Origin of the sequence: Cytobacillus stercorigallinarum, from assembly GCF_014836495.1 — a bacterium.
Lineage (GTDB): Bacteria > Bacillota > Bacilli > Bacillales > Cytobacillaceae > Cytobacillus > Cytobacillus stercorigallinarum.
The window spans coordinates 353,031-374,646 of sequence record NZ_JACSQT010000003.1 but is presented as its reverse complement, the minus strand read 5'-3'; the positions used below and the strand labels follow the sequence as shown (position 1 = coordinate 374,646).

The following is a 21,616-nucleotide window of genomic DNA, read 5'->3' as shown; positions in this document are numbered from 1 at the left end:
TGATGTAATCTTTCCACGGTTTGTTTGATTTGATTGTTGGCCGACTCGGCATGTTGGTGTAAACGGTTATCATCCAAACGCGGCAAGGAGACGATATCACCGACTGATTGGATGGTGCGGTTGCCTTCGTCTGTTAAATCGCTTGTGATGTTTTCTGTTCTTCTGATACTTTGGGATAGGTCTTGTTGAAGGAAGCTTTCTCGTATCATTGCTCGGCTAGATGAGTCTAACGAACGTAATGATTGGGTAAGTTCCTTTAAAGTTGCTTCATATTGTTCTACCATTTGTTTCATCGATTGGAGAAAGGGGAGATGGACGTCTTTGTAAAACGCGCGGATGGAATTTCCGCCTTCCCCGCGGAGCTCACTTTCTAAGCTACTAATAGAAAGGATGCTCATTTTTAGCGTTTCGAGCTGGTTTCTTAAGTGCTTCAATCCATTTTGCGTGTTATTTATGCCCGAATGTAACTCATCAGCATCTAATACTTTCATTATATGTCACCTCGTAGGTCTCGTACAAATATGGCCATTTGTTAAAATTGGAAATATATATGTAAATTGTAGGAGTAATGGGTAAATAGTTCAATATGAGGATAGTAGTAGTTTATTTTTACTATATATGAAGCAATTTTCTGGCACATAACAATTGGAAAAGACAAATGCACTCTTGCCCAACTGAGTTACGTTTTTTATTCAACGAACCCGATTCCTGGTTTTAGTGATGTGATCACTTCCTGCTTTTTCTCAGCCGTAATTCGGCCTGTTAGTGTATAGATAAAATGGATGGGTTTTCTCCACATTATGCACCTCTATTCGTTTGTTTGGGTAAGAAGAAAAATAAGGACAATTTCCCAAGAAGGAAACAGTGGGGACGGGTGGATCGCCTAGAAAATGCAAAAGAATGGATAGTTCAATTTAAAGGGAATCGTATCATTAAATCGTATGCTAAGTAGTAGGGTGTTAATAAAAGATGTGGCTTAAATGAGATTGAGAAAAGAAGAAGGCAGTCAATAAATAGCAGACCTTCTTCAGCTCATTCCTCGTAACATTCATATGATCAAACGTATTCTAAAATATCTTCGCTTATTTTGTTTTGTCCAGTAAATCATGTTCCAGTCCAAAAAAGTCCCTAAAACCGGATTTACCCACGGTAGTTATAGTGATTTCCCTCGAGTTTTCTCTAGATTCTATCCACCCCAATTCGAGATATCTTTCAAATAAACCATTCCCTAAAGCGCCGCCTAAATGATGTGTACGTTCACTCCAGTCAAGACAGGCGTGGCAGAAGGAGCGGCGTTTTTTGGATAGAGCAATTACATCTATCCCTAATTCTTTGAAAAAATGCTCGCCTTTTGTTGTTATGATAAATCGCTTGTTGGATTTCTCAATATATCCTTCTTCTTCCATGATATTGGTTAGTTTCACACTCAGACGTCCGGCTAAATGGTCGTAACAAGTTCGGGCGTTTTCTAATCTTTTTAGCTGGCTTGATTGTTTTAAAGAGCGAACTTCAGGTGGAGGGGAGATGGACATGAAAATTTCTAGTGTGTTGGCCACTTTATCATTTGCTATACGGAAATAGCGAAATCGGCCATTTTTTTCACTGATTACGAGATTGTTTTCTACTAGTTTGGCAAGATGAAAACTGGCTGTCTGGGGTTTAATGGTGGCCATGTAGGCTAGCTCGCTTGCTGTATGGAATTTCCCATCCATTAAAGCTGCCAGTATAGTGGCTCTTGATTTTTCAGCAAGTAGCGCCGTTAGTGCCGTAATATTCGGATGTATACTCATTTTTTCACACCTCTGTAATCCATACTTCGATAAGTATCGTATGATATAGGTTTTATAATAGTTCAAAGAAAACCTATTTACAAGGTAGGTGGGGATATTTTTGGGGAGGGTCATATACATGAAGAAATTTAATTTTTTTACTTTAATTATTTTGACTACAGCACTAATGGGTTCATCTTTTGCCATAGGGAAAATAGGGTTAGGCTACTCATCTCCTTTGTTATTGGCAGGTTTACGCTTTTTTCTAGCTGGTTTGATCATGATGGTGATTGTGATGATACAGAAGAGGGAGCACCCTAGTAGCATGAAAAATTGGGGAAGAGTGCTATTGATTGGGTCGTTTCAAACGGCTGGGGTCATGGGATGCATATTTATCAGCTTAAGAACGATAACAGCCAGTGAATCTTCTATTTTAACTTTTATGAATCCGCTATTGGTCATTATTTTTGGCACTATTTTATTGGGTCACCGTTATAAATGGTATCAGTGGAGTGGGGTTGTCTTGGGCTTCATAGGTGTAGGAATTACATTAGGGGGCATTAGTGATTTTAGGATTGGTCTTGTGTTTGGGGCTTTTTCTGCTGTTTTTTGGGCAATTTCTACTTTATTAGTTAATCGCTGGAGTGGGCATTTCGATACATGGGTGCTTTCCGCCTATCAAATGTTGCTTGGCGGTGGCATTCTCTTATTTTTAAGTAGCGTACTGGAAGAGCCATTCTTCCATGTGACGAGGCATTCAGTATTTATTTTGTTATGGCTAAGTATTATGTCTTCTATCGTGCAATTTGCGGTTTGGTATTTCCTTTTACAAAAAGGCGATCCAGGCAGGACGAGTTCCTATTTATTTTTAGCTCCATTCTTTGGTGTTTTGACTGGATCTGTCCTGCTTGATGAACCGATTTCTTTGTCACTTTTAGTTGGGGGCTCATTTATCTTAATAGGTATTTATCTCGTAAATATTACTTTCAAAAAAGAAGTGATAGGCGACATGCGTTTCGTTCAAAATAAAGCAAAAAGTGGATAATAACTAAACAAAAAGGTCGCCATCCTAAAGCGACCTTTATTCACTCATTCTCTGCAACTATACCCCGAAATATCACTACTACCAAATGCACCATACCGGCCAGATGGCCAAAATACGCCTTGTGTTTGCCCGTTTGCGTCGTGCCCTGTAATATGCATTAATAGTATTTGCCCGTCTGTTAACTGGATGATGCTCCATTTGTTTACACAGGCGGAACCTTTGCTTTGTAGAATGTTTTTGGCGGTTTGTGGGTTTTTGAGTAGAGAGTAATATTTGTTGACGATATAGTGTGATGGTGGTGCGGGTAAGGCAGGGGCTGTTGCTCCTTCCTCGCCAGCGCTTTCACCTGATTGTCCGTTGCCATTTGTCCCGCTGTTGCCTTCTGGTTGCCCGTTTTGTCCGTTTGACTCGTTCGGCTGTGGGAGAAGTTCGGTTAGGTCCTCTAAGCTTGGCATGCCGCCATTTGCTCCGGATTCTCCTTGTCCAGGAAGGATGTCTTGTAAGTTCGGTAACCCTCCGCCATTACTGTTGGAGCCGTTTTGTCCTGGTAATAATTCCTGGAAGTTTGGCATGCCGCCTCCATTTCCATTTTGTCCCGGTAGGAAGTCAGCTGGATTGGGCATACTTCCCCCATTATTTTGCCCTGGCATCAAGTCACCTAAGTTAGGCAACCCGCCGCCGTTATTAGGTGAGCCTTGGCTCGGCATGAAATCATCTAAGTGTGGTGCGCCGCCTGATGGGGGGCCATCTCCTCCTGAAAAGCCACCAGCGCCAGGAAATCCTCCGGGTAAGCCGCGAGCGTTGTTTTTATTGGCCTGAGGTTGATTATAAGGTTGTGGCCCGAATGGACCGTAATAATAATACATGTTGTGCCTCCTCATTCAAATCTCCATAAAGTGTCTAGATAAATTATGATGAAATTACCTATTTGTGAATGGTTTTGCATTGGTAAATAGTCATTTTTTAAATATTAATTACTATGTCTCTTACTTTTTTTAGTGAGAAGGCTATTTTGTCTAGGGAATGGCATCTGATACGGAGTTAAATATCTATAATTATTAAATAATTCTATATTATCTAAAAATTATGTTGACATCTTTACTGTTACCGTTTAAGATATGATTAATTTATTAAAAAGATAGCCGACTGGAACACTAGAGGCTCTCTATACAGCGTGTGAAATGCTGTATAGAGAGTCTTTTTATTTTTTATAATTCCTACTAAATTAGTGCGAATAATTGGATTAAAACAGTAAAGAGGTGGCGTGGTGATGTCAGGAAAAGAGCTAGTAACATCAGATAAAGCAATGACAATAGATTCCTGTGAGATGGAGGAACTATTAATAGCAATTGCGCAAGATGCGAAAAAGAGAAGAGAAGATGGTAGTGATGCCAGACCTTTTTACGCGATGAGATTAATTAAAGAGAACAAAATAGGAGCATTGAGGGTACCTAAAGCGCTTGGTGGAGGCGGTATTGAATTGAAGGAATTAATACAAGTCGTCATCCGTTTAGCCGAGGCAGATCCAGATGTTGCTCATTTATTAAGGTCTCATTTCTCACACGTGGAAAGGTTGATTCAGCTAGGGGACGAAACGAAACGTGAACAAGAGTTGGATAAAATTGTAAATGGAGAGATCATCGGCAATGCTTATACGGAAATCTCGAAGAATGCGGCAGGCAGTTCAAAGTTCGAAACGACCTTATCCGTAGATGGAGAAAATTTTCGATTAAACGGTACAAAGTATTTTTGTACAGGAACCATGTATGCCGATTGGGTGAGTGTGATGGCAGAAACGTCGTCTGGTAAAGTAGTGTCTGCTTTTATTCCGACAGATAGAGAGGGTGTCATAATAAAAGATGATTGGGACGGGTTTGGACAAAAGGGGACAGGAAGTGGAACGACCATCTTTAAAGATGTCACGGTTTACCCGGAAGAAATCAAGGAGCTCAAGGAGGATAAAAAATCATTTAACGCCTTTCTGCAATTAATCCTACAAGCTGTGATTGCCGGTATTGTCCGCAATGTGGTGACGGATGCGAAAGATTTGATACATAAACGAAAACGCACGTTTAGTTATGCACCGGCAGAACAACCGAAGGACGATCCCTTATTACAACAAAAAGTGGGTGAGATTGCCAGTATCGCTTTTGCTGTAGAAGCAACGGTGTTAGCAGCCGCGGAAGCGTTAGAGAGGGCGACGAGTCAATCAGGTAATACGGAACAAAATTATGAGCTTAACCATGAAGCGTCATTGCAGGCAGCACAAGCAAAAGTAGTTGTGGATGAATTAGCATTAAAAGCAGCGACTCTTCTATTTGAGGTAGGAGGTGCATCAGCGACGAAGCAGTCAGCTTATTTAGATCGTCATTGGCGCAACATCCGCACGATATCTTCTCATAATCCAACTGTTTATAAAGCACAAGCGGTTGGTAAATACATCATCAATAATGAACAGCTCCCAGTAGGGGTTGTGTATTTCTAATCACATTTAAGAAAAGCCGACTAGATCAACTAAAGGCAGACTTCTTTTATAGAAGGCTGCCTTTTTGTATTTAAAGAAATGAGTTTTAGAGGGGGAAAAGGTTTGATTCGATTTACGAATGTAAGTAAAACATTTGGCACAAAGGAGAATGTCGTAAAAGCCGTTCAAGATGTAAGTCTAGAAGTGAAGAAGGGTGAGATTTTTGGGGTTATTGGGTTTAGTGGGGCGGGAAAAAGCACCTTGTTACGTTTAGTTAATTTGCTCGAGCGACCGACTTCAGGTGAAATCATAGTTAATGACAAAAGAATTGATGCTCTCTCACAAAAAGAGTTGCGTCAATTAAGAAGCCGTATCGGGATGATTTTTCAATCTTTTAATCTCTTTAGTTCGCGAACAGTCTATGGCAATATTGCTTACCCACTTAAGCTTGCTGGCTGGTCAAAAGCAAAGCTCGATCAACGAGTGAAGGAAATGCTGAGGTTCGTAGGTTTGGAGGATAAGGCAACTAAATACCCGGAAAGTTTATCAGGCGGTCAGAAGCAAAGGGTGGGCATTGCCCGTGCCTTGGCAACATCGCCAGACATTCTCATTTGTGATGAGGCTACATCCGCACTAGATCCAGAGACAACGGAAGAGATTCTTCAGCTCCTATTGAAGGTGAATAAGGAATATAACATTACGATTATGCTCATTACCCATGAGATGCATGTGATTAAGAGAGTATGTAACCGTGTGGCTGTCATGGAGGATGGCAGAGTGATAGAAGAAGGTCAAGTATTTAACGTGTTCACGAAACCACAGAACGAGACGACTAAAAATTTCATTCGTTCCGTCCAGAATGACCAACTTTCCTCACATCTATTAGAAAAATTACAGGAGAGCAAGCGGGGGAAACTGTATCGCATTATCTATAAAGAAGGGGTTAGTAATCAGCCCATCCTATCAAAAATTAGTAAGAAATATCAGGTAGACTTCAATATTCTTTATGGCAATATTAGTGAACTGCAAGAAAGATTGTTTGGTAGTTTAATAGTCGAATTCATTGGTGAAGAAGTAGAAGTAAGTAAAGTGATTAAGGAGTTAGAAAAAATTGTTGAGTTGAAGGAGGTTCATTATGCAAGTTGATTGGGCGACATTTTGGCCAAGAATTATAGAAGCAACTGGGGAAACGATTTTGATGGTGATCTTGACTTTAATATTTGCTACTATTCTCGGTCTTGTAATTGGTTTGCTACTCTTTGTTACGAGAAAAGGAAATATTTTAGAGAATCGTTGGATTTTCTATTTCTTAAATTTATTGATTAATATTATTCGACCAATCCCATTTATCATATTTCTCGTTGCCATTAGTCCCTTTACGAGAATGATTATGGGCACAACAATCGGTACGGCCGCGGCGGTGTTGCCAATGACGATTGCCGCAGCCTTTGCTGTCGCTCGCATTGTAGAAAATAATCTTGTATCAATCGACCCGGGAATTATTGAAGCGGCTCAGGCGATGGGAGCTAGTCCATTAAGAATTATCTTTACGGTGCTCATACCGGAGGCACTTGGCCCGCTGATTCTTGGGATTACTTTTATCACTGTTGGTTTAATCGACTTCTCCGCGATGGCAGGGACAGTTGGTGGCGGTGGATTGGGTGACTTGGCGATGACTTATGGTTATCAACGATTCGATACGTCAGTCATGATCGTCACGGTTGTGATCCTTATTTTACTTGTACAAATCGCTCAGTTTTTAGGAAATATGCTTTCAAGGTTCTTTTTAAGAAGATGAAGAAAAGAGGGGTTTTTAATTGAAAAAAGGAAAATTTGTTTTCGTGCTATTTCTATTAACTGCGGTATTTTTAAGTGGATGTGGTTCTGATTCAGCTTCTGGTGACACAAAACATGTCAAAATCGGTGTGACAGGTTCAGATGGTCAGTATTGGCAGATCATTCAAGAAAGGGCAAAGGAAGAGGGAATTGAGGTCGAGTTAGTCGAGTTTTCCGATTACACTTTACCCAATAACGCTTTAATCAATGGAGAAATTGACGTGAACTCCTTTCAACATTTAGCGTTTCTAAGTCAGTTTATCGTCGAAAATGACGATGCAGATATTCAACCGATTGGCTCGACAGTTGTCGCACCAATGGGGTTATATTCGGAAAAATACGATCATCCAGACGATATCCCGGGGGGTGCAACAATTGCTATCCCAAATGATCCAGCAAATACGGGGCGGGGGTTAAAAGTATTGGAGGAAGCGGGCTTAATTACTTTGAGAGAGGATGTTGGGTTATATCCAACACCTGATGATATTGTAGACAATCCGCGAAACATAGAAATATTGACTGTTGTTGCACAACAAACGCCAAGAGTCTTACCTGATGTTGCCGCTTCGATTATTAATAGTGGAATTGCTGGTCAAGCAGGTTATCTTCTAGAGGATGCGATTTATCACGATGACCCACATAGTGAAGAAACACGGCCATACTTAAACGTTTTTGCGGTTCGTGGGGAGGATGCGGATGATGAAACTTATCAAACGATTGCTAGAATTTATCAAGAAGAAAGAGTCGTAGAGGCTGTGAAGGAAGACTCCAATGGCGGGAATGTCGTTGTTGATATTCCAATTGCAGAATTACAGGACACGCTTGATCAACTTCTAGCAGATATTAAATCTGGTAAACAGTAAGAGGAGGAGAGTCGATGGGTAAGCAAATTCAATTGAATGCATTTGAAATGGCTGGTGCCATGCATAATTCACATGGCTTATGGAAGCATCCTCAAAGTAGGCGGCATCGCCATTACAATGATTTGTCTTATTGGATAGATTTAGCAAAACTTTTAGAAAGGGGCAAGTTTGACGCCCTTTTCTTTGCTGATGTAGCAGGCGTATATGATGTCTATCGTAATAATAAAGAACCAGCGATAAGAGACGGTTTGCAATTTCCTTTAAATGATCCAGCGATGATGATTTCGGCGATGGCTAGTGTGACAACGGATTTATCATTTGCTGTGACAGTGAGTACAACATATGAACATCCCTTTAGTCATGCCCGTCGTTTTTCAACATTAGACCATTTAACAAAAGGGAGAATCGCTTGGAATATTGTCACATCCTATTTACCGAATGCTGCGCGAAATTATGGCTTAACAAATATGATTAAGCATGATGAACGCTACGAGCGGGCAGATGAATTTTTAGATGTTGTCTATCAATTATGGGAAGGTAGCTGGGAGGATGGCGCGATGATAGCAGATGTCGAACGCGGCATTTTAGTCGACCCTGAAAAAGTGCATTCTATTAACCATGAAGGCCATTATTATCAAGTAGAAGGACCTCATCTAACAGACCCTTCTTTACAAAGAACGCCTGTGATTTATCAAGCGGGCACTTCTGAGAGAGGAAAAGAATTTGCCGCCAAGCATGCGGAGTGTGTCTTCATTGGCGGTCCAACAAACGAGAAAATCCGTGAGCATATTAAGGATATTAAAGCACGGGCAAAAAGGTATGGCAGAAACCCAGAACAGGTGAAATTATATACATTTTTAAATGTGATTGTAGCGGAAACGACGGAGGAAGCGGAAGCGAAGTTTGAAACGTATCAAAAACTGTGGAGTGCAGAGGCCGCAAAAGCGCAGTATGGTGGTTCAAGTGGATATGATTTATCAAAATATACCGATTTAGATAGTTATTTTGAATACAAGCATACTGAGCATGGACAATCGCGAGCAGCCTCACTAACAAAGGATGCGCCGAAAAAATTAACGGTGCGGGAAGTGTTAAACCGTTTTGAAACAATCAATCGTGATCATGTGATTGTCGGTAATCCTAAGGAAGTTGCAGATGCCATTCAGTTTTTCTTTGAGGATACAGGCATTGATGGCTTTAATTTAGCGCATTTTGTCACCCCACAAAATTTACAGGAGTTTATTGATTTAGTGATTCCTGAATTACAAGATAGAGGGTTGTATAAAAAGGATTATGCAGAAGGAACGTTTCGCGAAAAAATATTTGGTAAGGGGCAGAGCTTATTACCTAACGGACATCCAGGAAGTAGATATAGGCAAACGCACACGACAAAACTGTAAGGAGCGAGAATAGTGACTAATCGATTAGTAGGGAAAACAGGTATCAAGGTGTCCAATCTATGTTTTGGCACGATGTCATTTGGTGGAAATGCAGATAAACAGACATCTAAAGAGATGTTTCATTTAACGAGAGAGGCTGGTATTAACTTTTTTGATACAGCAAACGTATATAGTCAGGGCAGGTCAGAAGAAATTTTAGGTGAATGCATCAGCAATTGTCGTAACGAGGTGATTATTTCTTCTAAAGTAGGTTTTCCCGTTGGTGAAAATATGAATAGTAGAGGGGCATCAAGGCGTCATATTTTTCAAGCAGTTGAAGATAGTCTGAGGAGATTAAAGACAGACCGAATTGAATTTTATTTCATCCATTTGTTTGATCCTCATACAGATATAGAAGAAACGATACTTGCGCTAGATGATTTACAAAGGCAAGGGAAAATTCTTTACCCGGCAGTGAGTAATTGGTCAGCATGGCAAATTATGAAGGCACTTGGCATTTCTGCTAGAAAAGGGCTTGCTCGGTTTGAGCTCATTCAACCGATGTACAATTTAGTGAAGCGCCAAGCGGAAGTAGAACTTTTCCCGTTAGCGGAGGAAGAACAATTAGGGGTCATTTCCTATAGTCCTTTAGGTGGCGGCTTATTATCTGGAAAATATAATCATGACAACTTACCCGCTCAAGGTAGATTGATAGAATTAAAAAATTATGCAAGACGGTATGGAACGAAGCAATACTATACGACGACTGAGCAATTTATCCAATTGGCACAAGAATATGGTTATCATCCAGTCTCATTAGCCATAGCCTGGGTGTTAAGGAACCCTGTAATCACGGCCCCAATCATCGGTGCACGTAGTGTGGAACAATTACAGTATGCTATTCGTGCAAGGGAAGTTCACTTAAGTGATGAGCTCTATGAAGCGATTACTAACTTATCGGAAGCACCCCCTCTTTCCACCGATCATAGTCGCGAAGAGGATTTATTTAAAGGAGTGAAGCTATAAATGCTATTAACCAAAACAAAGGACATCCACCTACGGAATGAACGGGAAGCAGCTTTAGCGGAAAAGTTTGATGAAGTAGCAAAGCAGCTAGAATCTTATGCGACTGAAAATGACGAGCGAGGGACGTTTCCGTTTGCCTCTTTTAACATATTAAGAGAGGCAGGCTTCTTTTCGTTAACGACCCCTGAGAAATACGGTGGGTACGAGGCATCATTATATGAAATGACATTAGTTTTAGAACGGTTGGCTAAGGGGGATGGAGCAGTTGCCCTTGCAGCCGGTTGGCAGTCTTGTTTATTCCTTAATTATCGTGAGGGAAACCGTTGGAAAGAGGAGGTGTTTGCGAAGGTCTGTCAAGGTGTTGTGCAAAACGGAGACATTCTTAATATCTTTGCAACTGAAAAGAAAGGCGGCAATATTTTTAGAGGCAGCCAACCAGAGACGATTGCGAGAAAAACCGCTAATGGTTACCTCATTTCAGGGGAAAAGACATTCGCCACGCTGGCACCGATTGCTGATCCACTGATAGTGATGGCCTGGGTGGAGGATGAAGGTGTACTTGGGGAATTTCTCGTTCGCAAATCAGATAAAGTAGTAGTGAAAGAAACATGGAACACAATCGGTATGCGTTCGACAGGTAGTGATACGATTGTATTAAATGAAGTGTTCGTACCAGAGGAGGCACTGCTGGCAAAAGCAACTGGCAAGGACGGAGGCTTAAAAAACCGCTCCACCTTTCTGTTCATCGCCTCAGTCTTTCTTGGTGTTGCCCATGCAGCCAGAGATTTTATTATCGACTTTGCCAAACACCAACAAGCAGGCAGTTTAAAAAAACCAATAGCCGAAGTCCCCCACATCCAACAAAAAATCGGCGAAATGGAAATTTCCTTAACCACATCCCGTACATTACTGTATTCACTAGCAGACAAATGGGATCGCTTCCCCCACCAAAGAAATGACTTACTAAACGACTTTCAAGCAGCGAAATACACCATCTGTCACCAAGCGATACGAATCGTGGAACTCGCCATGAGAGTAGCTGGTGGAATAGGACTGTCAAAAGACTTTAAACTAGAACGCCATTTCCGAGACGTGCAATGTGGCCTGTCTATGCATCCGGCTGATGATATGATTGTGGAGGGGTTGGCGAAAGCTGCTTTATTTTCTGAGTAACGAATGCTTGCTATAAAATGATAATACGGACCCAATAGGAGAGAAAGATGTGGGGTATGTAAAAGTGCGACCAGCCTTAATGTTAAAGGGTGGTCGCTTTTTGTATCTTATTGACTATAAGGATGCCACGGCATATAGGCACACCAAGGTGTCACCATAATGTTTGCTTTTTTTAAAGTAACTATTTAGTCGAAAGCTTGTCTTATTTCCCGGAAAATGATTGGATATGTAGAATTTTGATGAAGGTAGTCAGGGAGAACGGATAGATATGCTGCTTTTAGTGTGATCAGTAGTATTTATGCTTAAAAAACATCTGTTTACCAATGTTAGCATGCTTGAAAATTTAATCACGTTTCTCGCTTTTTCTAAGTTCGTGTGAAAATAGGGAGTCAGTTGAGACAAGGAGCAATGACACTAACGGTTATTTTCAATATTGTTAATTTCCTTAATGAATGTGGTGAGATAGTAAATGAATCTTGCCACATAGTTTTCTCAAAATGTCCTTTTCTCTGTGCCATTATGTATACCCATTTTTTATTATTTGCCATTAGGAGCCACTATTTCCCCAATTATAATATGATAAATTTCCGTCTGAAAAATTGCGTACTCCAATGAAAAACAGTTATTGTATCATAAATTAACGTATCAGTTTTATACACCCCGATAAAAATGAATGTCCACTCGTTTAGGCGTAAATAATAAAAGGATGAGTTTAACCAAGATTTGCTCCCTTTTCGTTTGCTTTTTCCTCTTTTTCGTTCATTATGAAGGTACCACTTATAGAAATCCGTCATAATAAATAGGTTCAGAAGGAGAAGAGTGTAAATGTCATTAATCTTTGAAGGTTTTGGAAAGGTCGTTGGCAATACAGTTGTCCTGCCTTCTATACAATTGAACATTGAAAAAAAAGATGTAATTGCGATTCAAGCAGACATGGAATATATGCATGCATTTTTATCCTTAATGGAGGAAGATAGAAGTTATATGACAAATGAAATCCGTCTTTCAGACGGTGTTCTCTGTGGGGTGGAGGATTTATTCTTTTACCGGACGAATATGGGCGAATATAAACGGTTAACCCCTGAACAGACGGTTCGTTTTTGGTGTGACTTGTATGGTGTGAAAGTGGATATAGATAGAATTTTAGCTCTTGTCGAATTAAATGAAGTACGTAGAAAGAAAAATAAGGGACTAACGTTCTCAGAGAAAAAAAGATTGCAATTTGCACGCAGTTTGATTCAACCTACGAACATTTATATTTTCCAAGAACCCACTTATCACATTGATCTCCAATCGAAGCAAGTGTTGAATCGTATTCTAAATGAATTGCTGAAAAAGGATGGTTTCATTATTATTCTTACCTCTTCATTAGAAGAGAGCATTCGTATAGGGACAAAAGTATTCCGTTTGACCGATAGAGGACTACAGCAGCTTGAATATAACGAGGATGCCGAAGAAGAGGTAGAGGAAAAAGAGGCTAGTGACATAGAGGACGAAACAATTTACCAACAAAGATTTGAGAAAATATCAGCTAAATCAGACGATAAATTTATTCTATTTGATCCATTGGAGATTGATTTTGTGGAATCGAGAGATAGACAAACAATTCTCCATGTGAATAATGAAGAGTTTATATCAACTGTTTCAATGAAGGATATTGAAACGAGATTACATATATACGGTTTTTTCCGTTGTCATCGCTCTTACTTAGTGAATTTGCAGCGGGTTAGGGAAGTTGTGGTATGGAGTAAGAATAGTTATAGCCTCACATTGGAAAATGAAAAGACGGTCCCTTTATCCAAATCAAGATATGGGGAGTTAAAAGAACTGTTGAACTGGTAAAAGGGGTGAGTCGGATGAATGTACGACAAATTAAGGTTTTAATGGTAAGGGAACTCAAAGATTTGCGCTTTAATGGGCAAGTATTACTACTCTTTTTCACTGCCTTCGCGATGATTTTTCTCATTTACATATTAAATAATCTGACAATCACCTTTTCAAATGAACAGATTACCTTTTTCAAAGGCATGACTTCACTGCTGAGTTTTATTAGTATATTGGTGACAATGTACACACAAGGAAACATAATGGTTGAAGAAAAAGAGCAAGGGACAGGAATAGTATATCGATTGATGAAGGTAAGGCGAATCAATATTTTCTTAGCTAAATCCATCGTCACCTATAGCATGTCTTATCTTTTGTTCACTATTGGCATGATTATTTATGGCTATAGTTTACCGCAAATACTGATGGCCAGTATATTTACCATCCCCTTTTTCAGTATGTGGCTTTTTATAGGGACGGCTATCGCTGAATATGCAAAAAATACAATTGATGTAAGTTTATATGGATGGCCAATTATGATAGCTTATTTCTTAATAGAAGGATTTGTTTATTCTTCGCTCCTGAATAAGTTAACGATTCTTTTTCCCAATTATCATATTGAACGGGGTCTTACTCTGATTGAAAATGATGACTTTACCTCTGTATTGAAGTTTATGGTTGTGCCATTTATTTGGAGTGGCATGGCTTTACTATTCCTTATAAAGAGAAGGCAAAAGAACGGTCTCCATTGAGGCATAAATCGTCTCCACTCGGAATGAATTTCCCTCCTTTCATGCAAAAGTGGCTGATATAGAAGGGATTATCCTTCATACTAAAAGTAGGCAAACATGAGAGGGGAGAACTTATGCAAGACATACAAGATTTCTATTTGAACTTAATGCCAGCACTAGAAGATAATTTATTTCTACAATTACTGAGTATTTTTGTTTTATCGCTCATCCCATTTTTTGAATCATACGGTGCGATTCCATTCGGGTTCCTTTTGGGATTTCCTGGAATACCCGTTATTTTAATAGCGATATTAGGTAACTGGGTATCAGTCATGGCTTTTATATGGGTTATTAATGCGTTGAGGTCAAAGTTGATGAAAGGAAAGAAAAAGGAAAAAGAACCAACTAAACGTATGATCAAAGCAAAGAAATATTTTGGAAAATATGGTGTACCAGGCGTTTCTTTAGCAGGACTTCTATGGGGATTTCATATTTCGGCTGCAATCGGATTAGCAGGAGGGGCAAAAAAAAGCTATGTCAGCTTATGGGCAACCATTGCTATCGTAGCACAGGCACTTATTATTGGAATTTTAATCATGTCTGGTATTAATTTATTCTCTTAAAATGAAATACTTCCATTGATTATTACAAATACTTTTATCAGTATGCCTTGTATTTCTTACTAAAAATGAAATTTAGAAAGGAGTGTTGGCGTGTTTAAAAAAAGAGAGACCCGTTTTGTAGAAATATTGAAAGAAAGTTACTCATCAGGGCTGCTTTCCATCCTCGTTGATCGTGAAACCGGGGTCCATTATGTTCATACATGGGCAAGTACAGGCGGAAGTGGACTTACTCCGTTGTTAGATGAAACCGGGAAGGTTGTTGTGAAGAAACCAGAGTAACCTTTTATGCCAGAGACCGTTGTTTTTAACTCTCAGACTGTAGAAAACCCTACCTTGCATTAATCGAAGGTGGGGTTTTCTGCTGCTTTAGAAGATTTTCTTCTTTTTTAGGTTGGCACCATGCGGAAGCCAAAGATATAAGCCATGTAAAACAAGGAAACGACGCTAATAGAGCGGAAGCCAAAAATATAAGCAATGTAAAACGGTGAAACGACGCAAATAGAGCGGAAGACAAGGATATAAGCAATGTAAAACGGTGAAACGACGCAAATAGAGCGGAAGGCAAAAATATAAGCAAATTAAAATGGTGAAACGACGCTAATAGAGCGGAGGACAAAGATATAAGCAAAGTAAAACGAAGAAACGATGCTAATAGAGCGGAAGCCAAAGATATAAGCAATGTAAAACGGTGAAACGATGCTAATAGAGCGGAAGACAAAAATATAAGCAATGTAAAACGGTGAAACGACGCAAATAGAGCGGAAGTCAAAAATATAAGCAATGTAAAACGGTGAAACGACGCAAATAGAGCGGAAGGCAAAAATATAAGCCATGTAAAACGAGGAAACGACGCTAATAGAAAGGAAGCCAAAGATATAAGCCATGTAAAACGAGGAAACAACGCTAATAGAGCGGAAGCCAAAGATATAAGCAAAGTAAAACGAAGAAACGATGCTAATAGAGCGGAAGCTAAAGATATAAGCAATGTAAAACGGTGAAACGACGCAAATAGAGCGGAAGCCAAAGATATAAGCAATGTAAAACGAAGAAACAACGCTAATAGGGCGAAAGTCAAAGATATAAGCCATGTAAAACGAGGAAACGACGCTAATAGAAAGGAAGCCAAAGATATAAGCCATGTAAAACGGTGAAACGACGCTAATAGAGCGGAGGACAAAGATATAAGCAAAGTAAAAGGAAACAACGCTAATAGAACAGAAGCCAAAGATATAAGCCATGTAAAACGAAAAAACAACGCTAATAAAACCGAAAACAAAAATATAAGCAATGTAAAACAAAGGAACAACGCAAATAAAACGAAAGACAGAGGAATAAGCAACGCAATATGAGTAAACACCAAACCAAGGCCACCCACCAACATTAGCTATTATCCGTAACTAATTTACACATATAAAATGAGTGGCCCGAATACAAGTCATCCCCGTATCCTTAACTCCTTATCCATGGAGACAAAGGAAAAACCCTGCTCAACTTTTAGAGCAAGGTTTTCTTAAACCGACCATGAATATTATTCCACTTATACGTACCTGCTTCGCTAAATTCATATAGTTCCATTGATAAAGCAAAATAGCGGTGATCATATAGTTCCTGGAAGTGTTCCTTCATCATGGTAAAGAGTTCATCACATACCGATGCCTTTTCTTGTTCACTTCGTCCGGAGCCGATTTTGAGGGTTGCATGAACGAAGGCATCGTCTGCCTGACCATCTGCAATATAGTAGTCTTTTAGTTCAATTGCCCTTGAACGGATACCGCCTATTGGAAAAGTAGGCGATTTACTGATGAGGATCTTGTTCGCTTTTTCCAATAAAGCGGGAATATGTGCATCACTTTTGATGTTACTTGTATATTCAATAATGAAATGTGGCATAAATATCCTCCTTTTACTGATAGACCGGTTCACTAACAATGGTGTTCTTGAGTCGACCGATGCCTTCGATTTCAGTGATGACCGTGTCGCCCACTTTCGTATCGACTGAACCTTTTGGCGTCCCAGTGAGAATGATATCGTTTTTATTGAGTGTCATGAAACTGCTTAAATAAGCGATGAGCTTTGGAATACTAAAAATCATATCTTTCGTTGTTCCTTCTTGGACGATTTTGTCATTTACATAGGTGCGTAATGCGAGATTCATTGGATCTTTTATTTCATCTGCGCTGACAAACCAGGGGCCGAGCGGTGTCAATGTATCACGATTTTTCACACGTAAGTTCGGGCGATAGTAGTTTTCCAAATAATCGCGGATGGCATAATCATTGGCCACGGTATACCCAGCGATATAGTCATATGCATCCTTCTCTTGAATGTTTTTACCAGATCGGCCAATCACAACTGCTAGCTCACATTCATAATGCATATAGGTGACATCGGCAGGGCGAAAAGTTTCCCCGTTATGACCGATAAGTGTATTAGGTCCTTTTAAAAAAACAAGTGGCTCTTTCGGTGCGTTAAAAGCAAGCTCTGCCGCGTGATCAGCATAGTTGAGTCCTAGTGCAAAAATTGTTTGTGGCACAATAGGAGGAAGCCAAACGACATCATCCTCTGAAACGGTGGCGCCAGTATCTAATTGTAGCTTACCGTCCCATTCTGTGGCCTCATGAATATTTCCTTGATAAGCGACACGTGCGGTTTTCATATCGTATTCTCCTTTACAGCTTGTTTTGTGACAACCACTTGGTTTTCAAGTGAGCCGATGCCAGCAATCGTTATTTTAACAACATCCCCATTACGAGCAAGAGGTGGGTTCTCTGGTACACCGATCAGTAATGTATCTCCTTCATACAAGGTCATAAAGGAAGTAACTTCTGCAATCAGCTCGTCGACAGAGCGGATTAAGTTTCTTGTTGTTTGCTGCTGCTTTAACTCGCCGTTAATATGGACAGTAATGTCTAAATCATCAGGGTTTGGTATTTCCTCATTTTCAACAATCCAAGGTCCAATAGGGCAAAATCCATCTCTTGCTTTTTCTTTGATGGCAGGACGATACACACTGCTGTGTGGGATACTGACATCGTTGGCGACTGTGTAGCCCAAAATATAATCCCGTACTTCTTTTTTTGAGACTTTACTTGCTTTTTTACCGATGACTACTGCAAGAGCAGCACCTATTTGTAAGGAATCTTCTTCTTGTGGCAAAGGAATGGTCGCTTGATGGTTGTTGATTGTATTGACTGGTTTGATATAAAGAATTGGTGCTTTCGGTGGTTGTTGGTAAGGGCTTTCATAAATAGCTGAACCGAGTGCTTCTAGCTCACCTTTGTAGTTAAGTAGTGTTCCATAAATTGTTCCTGATACAGGGGGAAGGACGTCAAGCTGGTCCATTGGGGTTGTTTCTTCTCCAATGGTTATTAACTGTTTAGTAGGTTCGACAAGAACTTCTTGTAAAATCAATTGTCCATTATATCTCATCATTGCTTTTATCAATGGATTCAACACTCCTTCAACAAAATGGTGATTAAATCATAATAGATTACGAGTTATTTTTCAAATTATTAAAATAGTCAATTAGTTATTTACTGATGTAACGATTTAACGTAAAGAATAGAGAGAGTAAGGAGCAGAGGGGTTTTCGCAAGATGATCTGGGAGATCTATACTTTTTTTATATTAGAAACCAATGAAATTGGTATTTTTCTAATTTTGGACGGTCATGATAGAGTGTTTTTGAAAAGGCTTTCAAATTAATAGACTGAATTTTTAGATAAGTAATTAAATAAGGATGTGATAGTCTATGCAAAATGAAGTGCGCAATCATCATTCCCATGTAACTAAATATGATCGAATAGCAGAGATGGATGAATTTCGAGTGTTAATGGCAGAAAAGAAAAAGTTTATTCTCTCGTATACACTGTTCTATGTTGGTTACTCATTACTTTTGCCCTTTTTAGCTCTGTACACGGATGTATTAAATGTCCATGTTTTTGGAGAAGTGACACTTGCTTGGTTATATGGTGTTTCTTTTATCCCTGTTTCCCTTTGGGTGTGCAATGTTTATGTGAAACGAGCCGCTCATTTTGATGAAGTGGTGAAAAGTATATTAGAAAGGGAGAATGTATAACATGGATATGCAGGTTATTATACTTTTTTCAATTATTACTATTGGCACCTTGCTAATAACGTATTTCGCTTCGAAAAAAACAAAAACGGCTGGCTCTTTTTATACAGCAGGCGGTGGATTAACTGCTAGGCAAAATGGTTTGGCTTTAGCAGGTGACTTTATGTCTGCCTCGACCTTTTTAGGATTAATTGGCGCCTTTGCTTTGTCAGGTTTCGATGGATTCTTCCTTATGTATCCTGCATTACTATCCTTCTTAGTGATTTTATTTTTAGTAGCTGAACCTTTACGTAACTTAGGTAAGTACACATTAGGTGACATGATTACTGCACGTTACCGTTTCAAGCAGGTGCGCGCGGTCACTGCCATTAACACAATTGTTATATCCATTTTTTATATGCTTGGCCAATTGGTTGCGGCTGGTGCTTTGTTCAAATTGTTATTAGGTATTCCATTTCATATCTCAATCATTATTGTTGGTATTGGTATGCTCACATTTGTACTCTTCGGTGGAATGACGGCAACGAGCTGGGTCCAGATTATTAAGGCGATATTACTCGTGGGCGGAACCTTTATTTTGTTTATCATGGTGATGTGGCAATTTAATTTTAACTTCATTGGGATGTTTGCTGAGATGAAAACTGCTACACCAGTTGGAGCCGATTTCTTGAACCCTGGGGTAAAGTATTTAAGCGGATTGGATGCAGCCTCATTGGTGTTAGGGTTGTTGCTTGGGGCGGCAGGCTTACCGCATATTTTAGTCAGATTCTTGACTGTTCCAAATGCCCAAGTTGCGCGTAAGTCCGTTGTTTGGGTCATGTGGATTATGGGGTGTTTTCATTTTATGGTGATCTTCTTAGGATTTGGTGCGGCGAAGTTAGTAGGAATGCCAACCATTATTGAAGCCAATCCAGCCGGTAATATGGCGGCACCATTATTGGCGCAACTTGTTGGTGGGGATTTGATGTTTGCCTTCATTTCAGCGGTTTCATTTGCAACGATTCTAGCAGTTGTAGCGGGGATTGTTGTGACAGGGGCAGCTGCGTTCTCTCATGATTTGTATAATGAAATTTTCAAAAATGGACAAGCGACAGAGAAACAGCAAATGACCATGGTTCGCTTAGCTTCAATAGTGATTACGGCGGTATCCATCGTACTCTCCCTTTCTTTACAAAGCTTCAATGTTGCTTTCTTAGCTTCCCTTGCTTTTACTTTGGCAGCAAGCTCGAATCTTCCAGTTATTTTATTTACGGTATTCTGGCGAAAGTTTAATAAAACGGGGGCGGTTTTCGGGATGTTGGTCGGTTTACTGGGGACGCTTACACTCGTTGCCTTAAGCCCAAATGTGTGGAATCCTGTACCAGGTGCGGCACTCCTAACAGGTGAAGCTATCTTCCCGCTTTCTTCACCAGGTATCGTTTCCATCCCACTTGGTTTCTTAGCTTGTTACATCGGGACAAAAATTGGTGCCAAGAAAGCAGCTTTGGAAGAAGATCGCTATACAGAAATATTAGTAAAATCACATACAGGTAGCGATGTGAAAGGTGTAATTAAACATTAAATATTGGTGAACGAGATGCCTGGTTGTTGGCGGGTATCTTGTTTTTTTATGAGGAGAGATGTTACGGCTCTTGTAGGAAGAGCGGGGGATGAGAGCGACGCAAAAAGAGAAATTGTTGCTCTCAGTTTACCAAGCGAATCGAAAAAAATCACCGGTAAAAAGGAACTGTGAAAATCCCCTTTCCCCCCGTTCGAAACCAAATATACCCATCTCAAAAAACTACTCTATCAACCTATCTCACCCAATTCAATCAAACGTTTGTTTGAAAGGTCTCTATCATCCGACTCGCACTTTTGGAGAGGTAACGATTTTTCAACCAGATAATGGCTGATTCTGATTGGATGGTTGCATCTTCTAGTTCTACGACCATCGTCTTGTCTGCATAATAGGATTGCAGTGTAGATTTAGGCACAATCGTTGCGCCAACACCGGCACTCACAAGGGATAATAGCATAGAGGCATCAGGACACTCCAAAATCACTTTCGGTTCGAAGCCGTGACGTCGGCATTCATTTGTGACGATTTCGAATTGACCTTTGCCATTGATGCGATGGAGTAAGAGTAATGGGAAGTTTTTGATATCTTTCATTCTGATTGAGGTCTTGTTGTGGATATGTTGTTGCCATGATTCCGGGATGACGAGGACGTATGGTTCTGTCGGAAAACGAATCATCTCAATATCATCCATCTCTAGTGGGAGGCGAGTGACAGCTAGTTCGATTTCACGATTCTTCAGCAGCTCGCCAATGTAGTATGTGTCACCTTCTCTTAACTGAAAAGTAACGAGAGGGTATTTTTCACGAAAAGCACGCAGGCGATCGGGTAAAAAGGCGAAACATGATTTGCTCGCGCCGATAGCCAATTTTCCTTTTATGCCTTCATTTGTTTCTTTGACTTCATTTTTTGCCTCATCTAACTCAGATAATATTTGCAAGGCGCGTTCATAAAGGACCCTGCCTGATTTGGTCAGTTCCATTTTCCTGCCGATGCGATCGAATAATTTGACTTCTAGTTCATCTTCTAACTGTTTCAGCTGGTGACTAAGTGGTGGTTGTGCCATATGTAACTTCTTTGCTGCTCGAGTGATTTGCCCTTCTTGAACAATTGTACAAAAGTATTGCAGCTGCTTTATGTCCATATTGCGCCTCCTTGAAACTATACTTTTTTTATATCCAAAACAAACAAAAACAATATTTTTTATATAATCTAACACATGTTAAACTGCAATTGAAAGAGCTTACAGTAAAA

23 protein-coding genes are annotated in these 21,616 nt (G+C 39.9%); 15 read left to right on the top strand and 8 right to left on the bottom strand.

Annotated features, from left to right (window positions below):
- Nucleotides 1–491, bottom strand: a 491-nt coding sequence (locus H9655_RS09860) for an LXG domain-containing protein (RefSeq protein ID WP_191813446.1), incomplete at its 3' end; no start/stop codon positions are given.
- A gap of 591 nt (nt 492–1,082) precedes the next feature.
- Complete coding sequence (locus H9655_RS09855; protein ID WP_191813444.1) at nt 1,083–1,790, bottom strand: ArsR/SmtB family transcription factor; 708 nt, start codon at nt 1,788–1,790, stop codon at nt 1,083–1,085.
- A 118-nt stretch (nt 1,791–1,908) separates the two neighbouring features.
- On the opposite strand from H9655_RS09855, the gene H9655_RS09850 reads away from it, so the two are divergent.
- A complete protein-coding gene (locus tag H9655_RS09850) occupies nt 1,909–2,814 on the top strand; it encodes a DMT family transporter (protein WP_191813443.1) in 906 nt (301 codons plus the stop codon).
- 44 nt (nt 2,815–2,858) lie between these two features.
- On the opposite strand, the gene H9655_RS09845 is transcribed toward H9655_RS09850, so the two are convergent.
- Nucleotides 2,859–3,695 carry a hypothetical protein gene (locus H9655_RS09845; RefSeq protein ID WP_191813441.1) on the bottom strand — a complete coding sequence of 279 codons (837 nt, stop codon included), beginning with the start codon at nt 3,693–3,695 and terminating at the stop codon, nt 2,859–2,861.
- A 389-nt stretch (nt 3,696–4,084) separates the two neighbouring features.
- Here H9655_RS09845 and H9655_RS09840 point away from each other — a divergent pair, with 389 nt between their 5' ends.
- The 11 genes from H9655_RS09840 (at nt 4,085) to H9655_RS09790 (ending at nt 15,012) form a co-directional block, all read left to right on the top strand.
- Nucleotides 4,085–5,299 (top strand): acyl-CoA dehydrogenase family protein, encoded by a 1,215-nt coding sequence (locus H9655_RS09840; RefSeq protein WP_191813439.1) that lies wholly within the window; start codon nt 4,085–4,087, stop codon nt 5,297–5,299.
- Between the two features lie 102 nt (nt 5,300–5,401).
- Nucleotides 5,402–6,424 carry a methionine ABC transporter ATP-binding protein gene (locus H9655_RS09835; protein WP_191813437.1) on the top strand — a complete coding sequence of 341 codons (1,023 nt, stop codon included), beginning with the start codon at nt 5,402–5,404 and terminating at the stop codon, nt 6,422–6,424.
- Complete coding sequence (locus H9655_RS09830) at nt 6,414–7,076, top strand: methionine ABC transporter permease (protein WP_191813435.1); 663 nt, start codon at nt 6,414–6,416, stop codon at nt 7,074–7,076. The genes H9655_RS09835 and H9655_RS09830 overlap by 11 nt, the downstream gene beginning before the upstream one ends.
- A 19-nt stretch (nt 7,077–7,095) precedes the next feature.
- Complete coding sequence (locus tag H9655_RS09825; RefSeq protein WP_191813433.1) at nt 7,096–7,977, top strand: MetQ/NlpA family ABC transporter substrate-binding protein; 882 nt, start codon at nt 7,096–7,098, stop codon at nt 7,975–7,977.
- Between the two features lie 14 nt (nt 7,978–7,991).
- Nucleotides 7,992–9,377: an LLM class flavin-dependent oxidoreductase gene (locus H9655_RS09820; RefSeq protein WP_191813431.1), complete on the top strand. Its 1,386-nt coding sequence runs from the start codon at nt 7,992–7,994 to the stop codon at nt 9,375–9,377.
- A 12-nt stretch (nt 9,378–9,389) separates the two neighbouring features.
- Nucleotides 9,390–10,382 carry an aldo/keto reductase gene (locus H9655_RS09815; RefSeq protein WP_191813429.1) on the top strand — a complete coding sequence of 331 codons (993 nt, stop codon included), beginning with the start codon at nt 9,390–9,392 and terminating at the stop codon, nt 10,380–10,382.
- Nucleotides 10,383–11,555 (top strand): acyl-CoA dehydrogenase family protein, encoded by a 1,173-nt coding sequence (locus tag H9655_RS09810; protein ID WP_191813427.1) that lies wholly within the window; start codon nt 10,383–10,385, stop codon nt 11,553–11,555.
- A gap of 825 nt (nt 11,556–12,380) precedes the next feature.
- Nucleotides 12,381–13,397, top strand: coding sequence for a LytTR family transcriptional regulator DNA-binding domain-containing protein (locus tag H9655_RS09805; protein ID WP_191813425.1), 1,017 nt, complete (start codon nt 12,381–12,383; stop codon nt 13,395–13,397).
- A 14-nt stretch (nt 13,398–13,411) separates the two neighbouring features.
- Nucleotides 13,412–14,131: a hypothetical protein gene (locus H9655_RS09800; protein ID WP_191813423.1), complete on the top strand. Its 720-nt coding sequence runs from the start codon at nt 13,412–13,414 to the stop codon at nt 14,129–14,131.
- A gap of 113 nt (nt 14,132–14,244) precedes the next feature.
- Nucleotides 14,245–14,733: a hypothetical protein gene (locus H9655_RS09795; RefSeq protein WP_225230530.1), complete on the top strand. Its 489-nt coding sequence runs from the start codon at nt 14,245–14,247 to the stop codon at nt 14,731–14,733.
- A 90-nt stretch (nt 14,734–14,823) separates the two neighbouring features.
- Nucleotides 14,824–15,012 (top strand): DUF6440 family protein, encoded by a 189-nt coding sequence (locus H9655_RS09790; RefSeq protein ID WP_191813421.1) that lies wholly within the window; start codon nt 14,824–14,826, stop codon nt 15,010–15,012.
- 299 nt (nt 15,013–15,311) lie between these two features.
- On the opposite strand, the gene H9655_RS09785 is transcribed toward H9655_RS09790, so the two are convergent.
- From H9655_RS09785 to H9655_RS09770, 4 genes are all read right to left on the bottom strand, one after another.
- On the bottom strand, nt 15,312–15,971 hold the full coding sequence (locus H9655_RS09785; protein ID WP_225230529.1) for a hypothetical protein: 660 nt from the start codon (nt 15,969–15,971) through the stop codon (nt 15,312–15,314).
- Nucleotides 15,972–16,227: 256 nt separating this feature from the next.
- Entirely contained in the window at nt 16,228–16,623 is a 396-nt protein-coding gene (locus tag H9655_RS09780; protein WP_191813416.1) for a 5-carboxymethyl-2-hydroxymuconate Delta-isomerase, read from the bottom strand.
- A gap of 13 nt (nt 16,624–16,636) precedes the next feature.
- Nucleotides 16,637–17,389, bottom strand: a complete 753-nt coding sequence (locus tag H9655_RS09775) for a fumarylacetoacetate hydrolase family protein (protein ID WP_191813414.1) — start codon at nt 17,387–17,389, stop codon at nt 16,637–16,639.
- The gene (locus tag H9655_RS09770; protein ID WP_225230528.1) at nt 17,386–18,177 is read right to left on the bottom strand and encodes a fumarylacetoacetate hydrolase family protein; all 792 of its coding nucleotides are present in this window, start codon (nt 18,175–18,177) and stop codon (nt 17,386–17,388) included. Before H9655_RS09770 ends, H9655_RS09775 begins: the two co-directional genes overlap by 4 nt.
- Before the next feature lie 306 nt (nt 18,178–18,483).
- Here H9655_RS09770 and H9655_RS09765 point away from each other — a divergent pair, with 306 nt between their 5' ends.
- From H9655_RS09765 to H9655_RS22700, 3 genes are read left to right on the top strand one after another with little or no spacing between them, the layout of a single operon-like run.
- A complete protein-coding gene (locus H9655_RS09765; RefSeq protein ID WP_191813412.1) occupies nt 18,484–18,810 on the top strand; it encodes a DUF485 domain-containing protein in 327 nt (108 codons plus the stop codon).
- 1 nt (nt 18,811) lies between these two features.
- Nucleotides 18,812–20,368, top strand: a complete 1,557-nt coding sequence (locus H9655_RS09760; RefSeq protein ID WP_191813410.1) for a solute symporter family protein — start codon at nt 18,812–18,814, stop codon at nt 20,366–20,368.
- Between the two features lie 48 nt (nt 20,369–20,416).
- Nucleotides 20,417–20,539, top strand: a complete 123-nt coding sequence (locus H9655_RS22700; protein ID WP_263600746.1) for a hypothetical protein — start codon at nt 20,417–20,419, stop codon at nt 20,537–20,539.
- A 79-nt stretch (nt 20,540–20,618) separates the two neighbouring features.
- Here H9655_RS22700 and H9655_RS09755 read toward each other — a convergent pair whose 3' ends face one another.
- Nucleotides 20,619–21,506 (bottom strand): LysR family transcriptional regulator, encoded by an 888-nt coding sequence (locus H9655_RS09755; RefSeq protein WP_191813408.1) that lies wholly within the window; start codon nt 21,504–21,506, stop codon nt 20,619–20,621.
- Nucleotides 21,507–21,616: the final 110 nt, after the last annotated feature.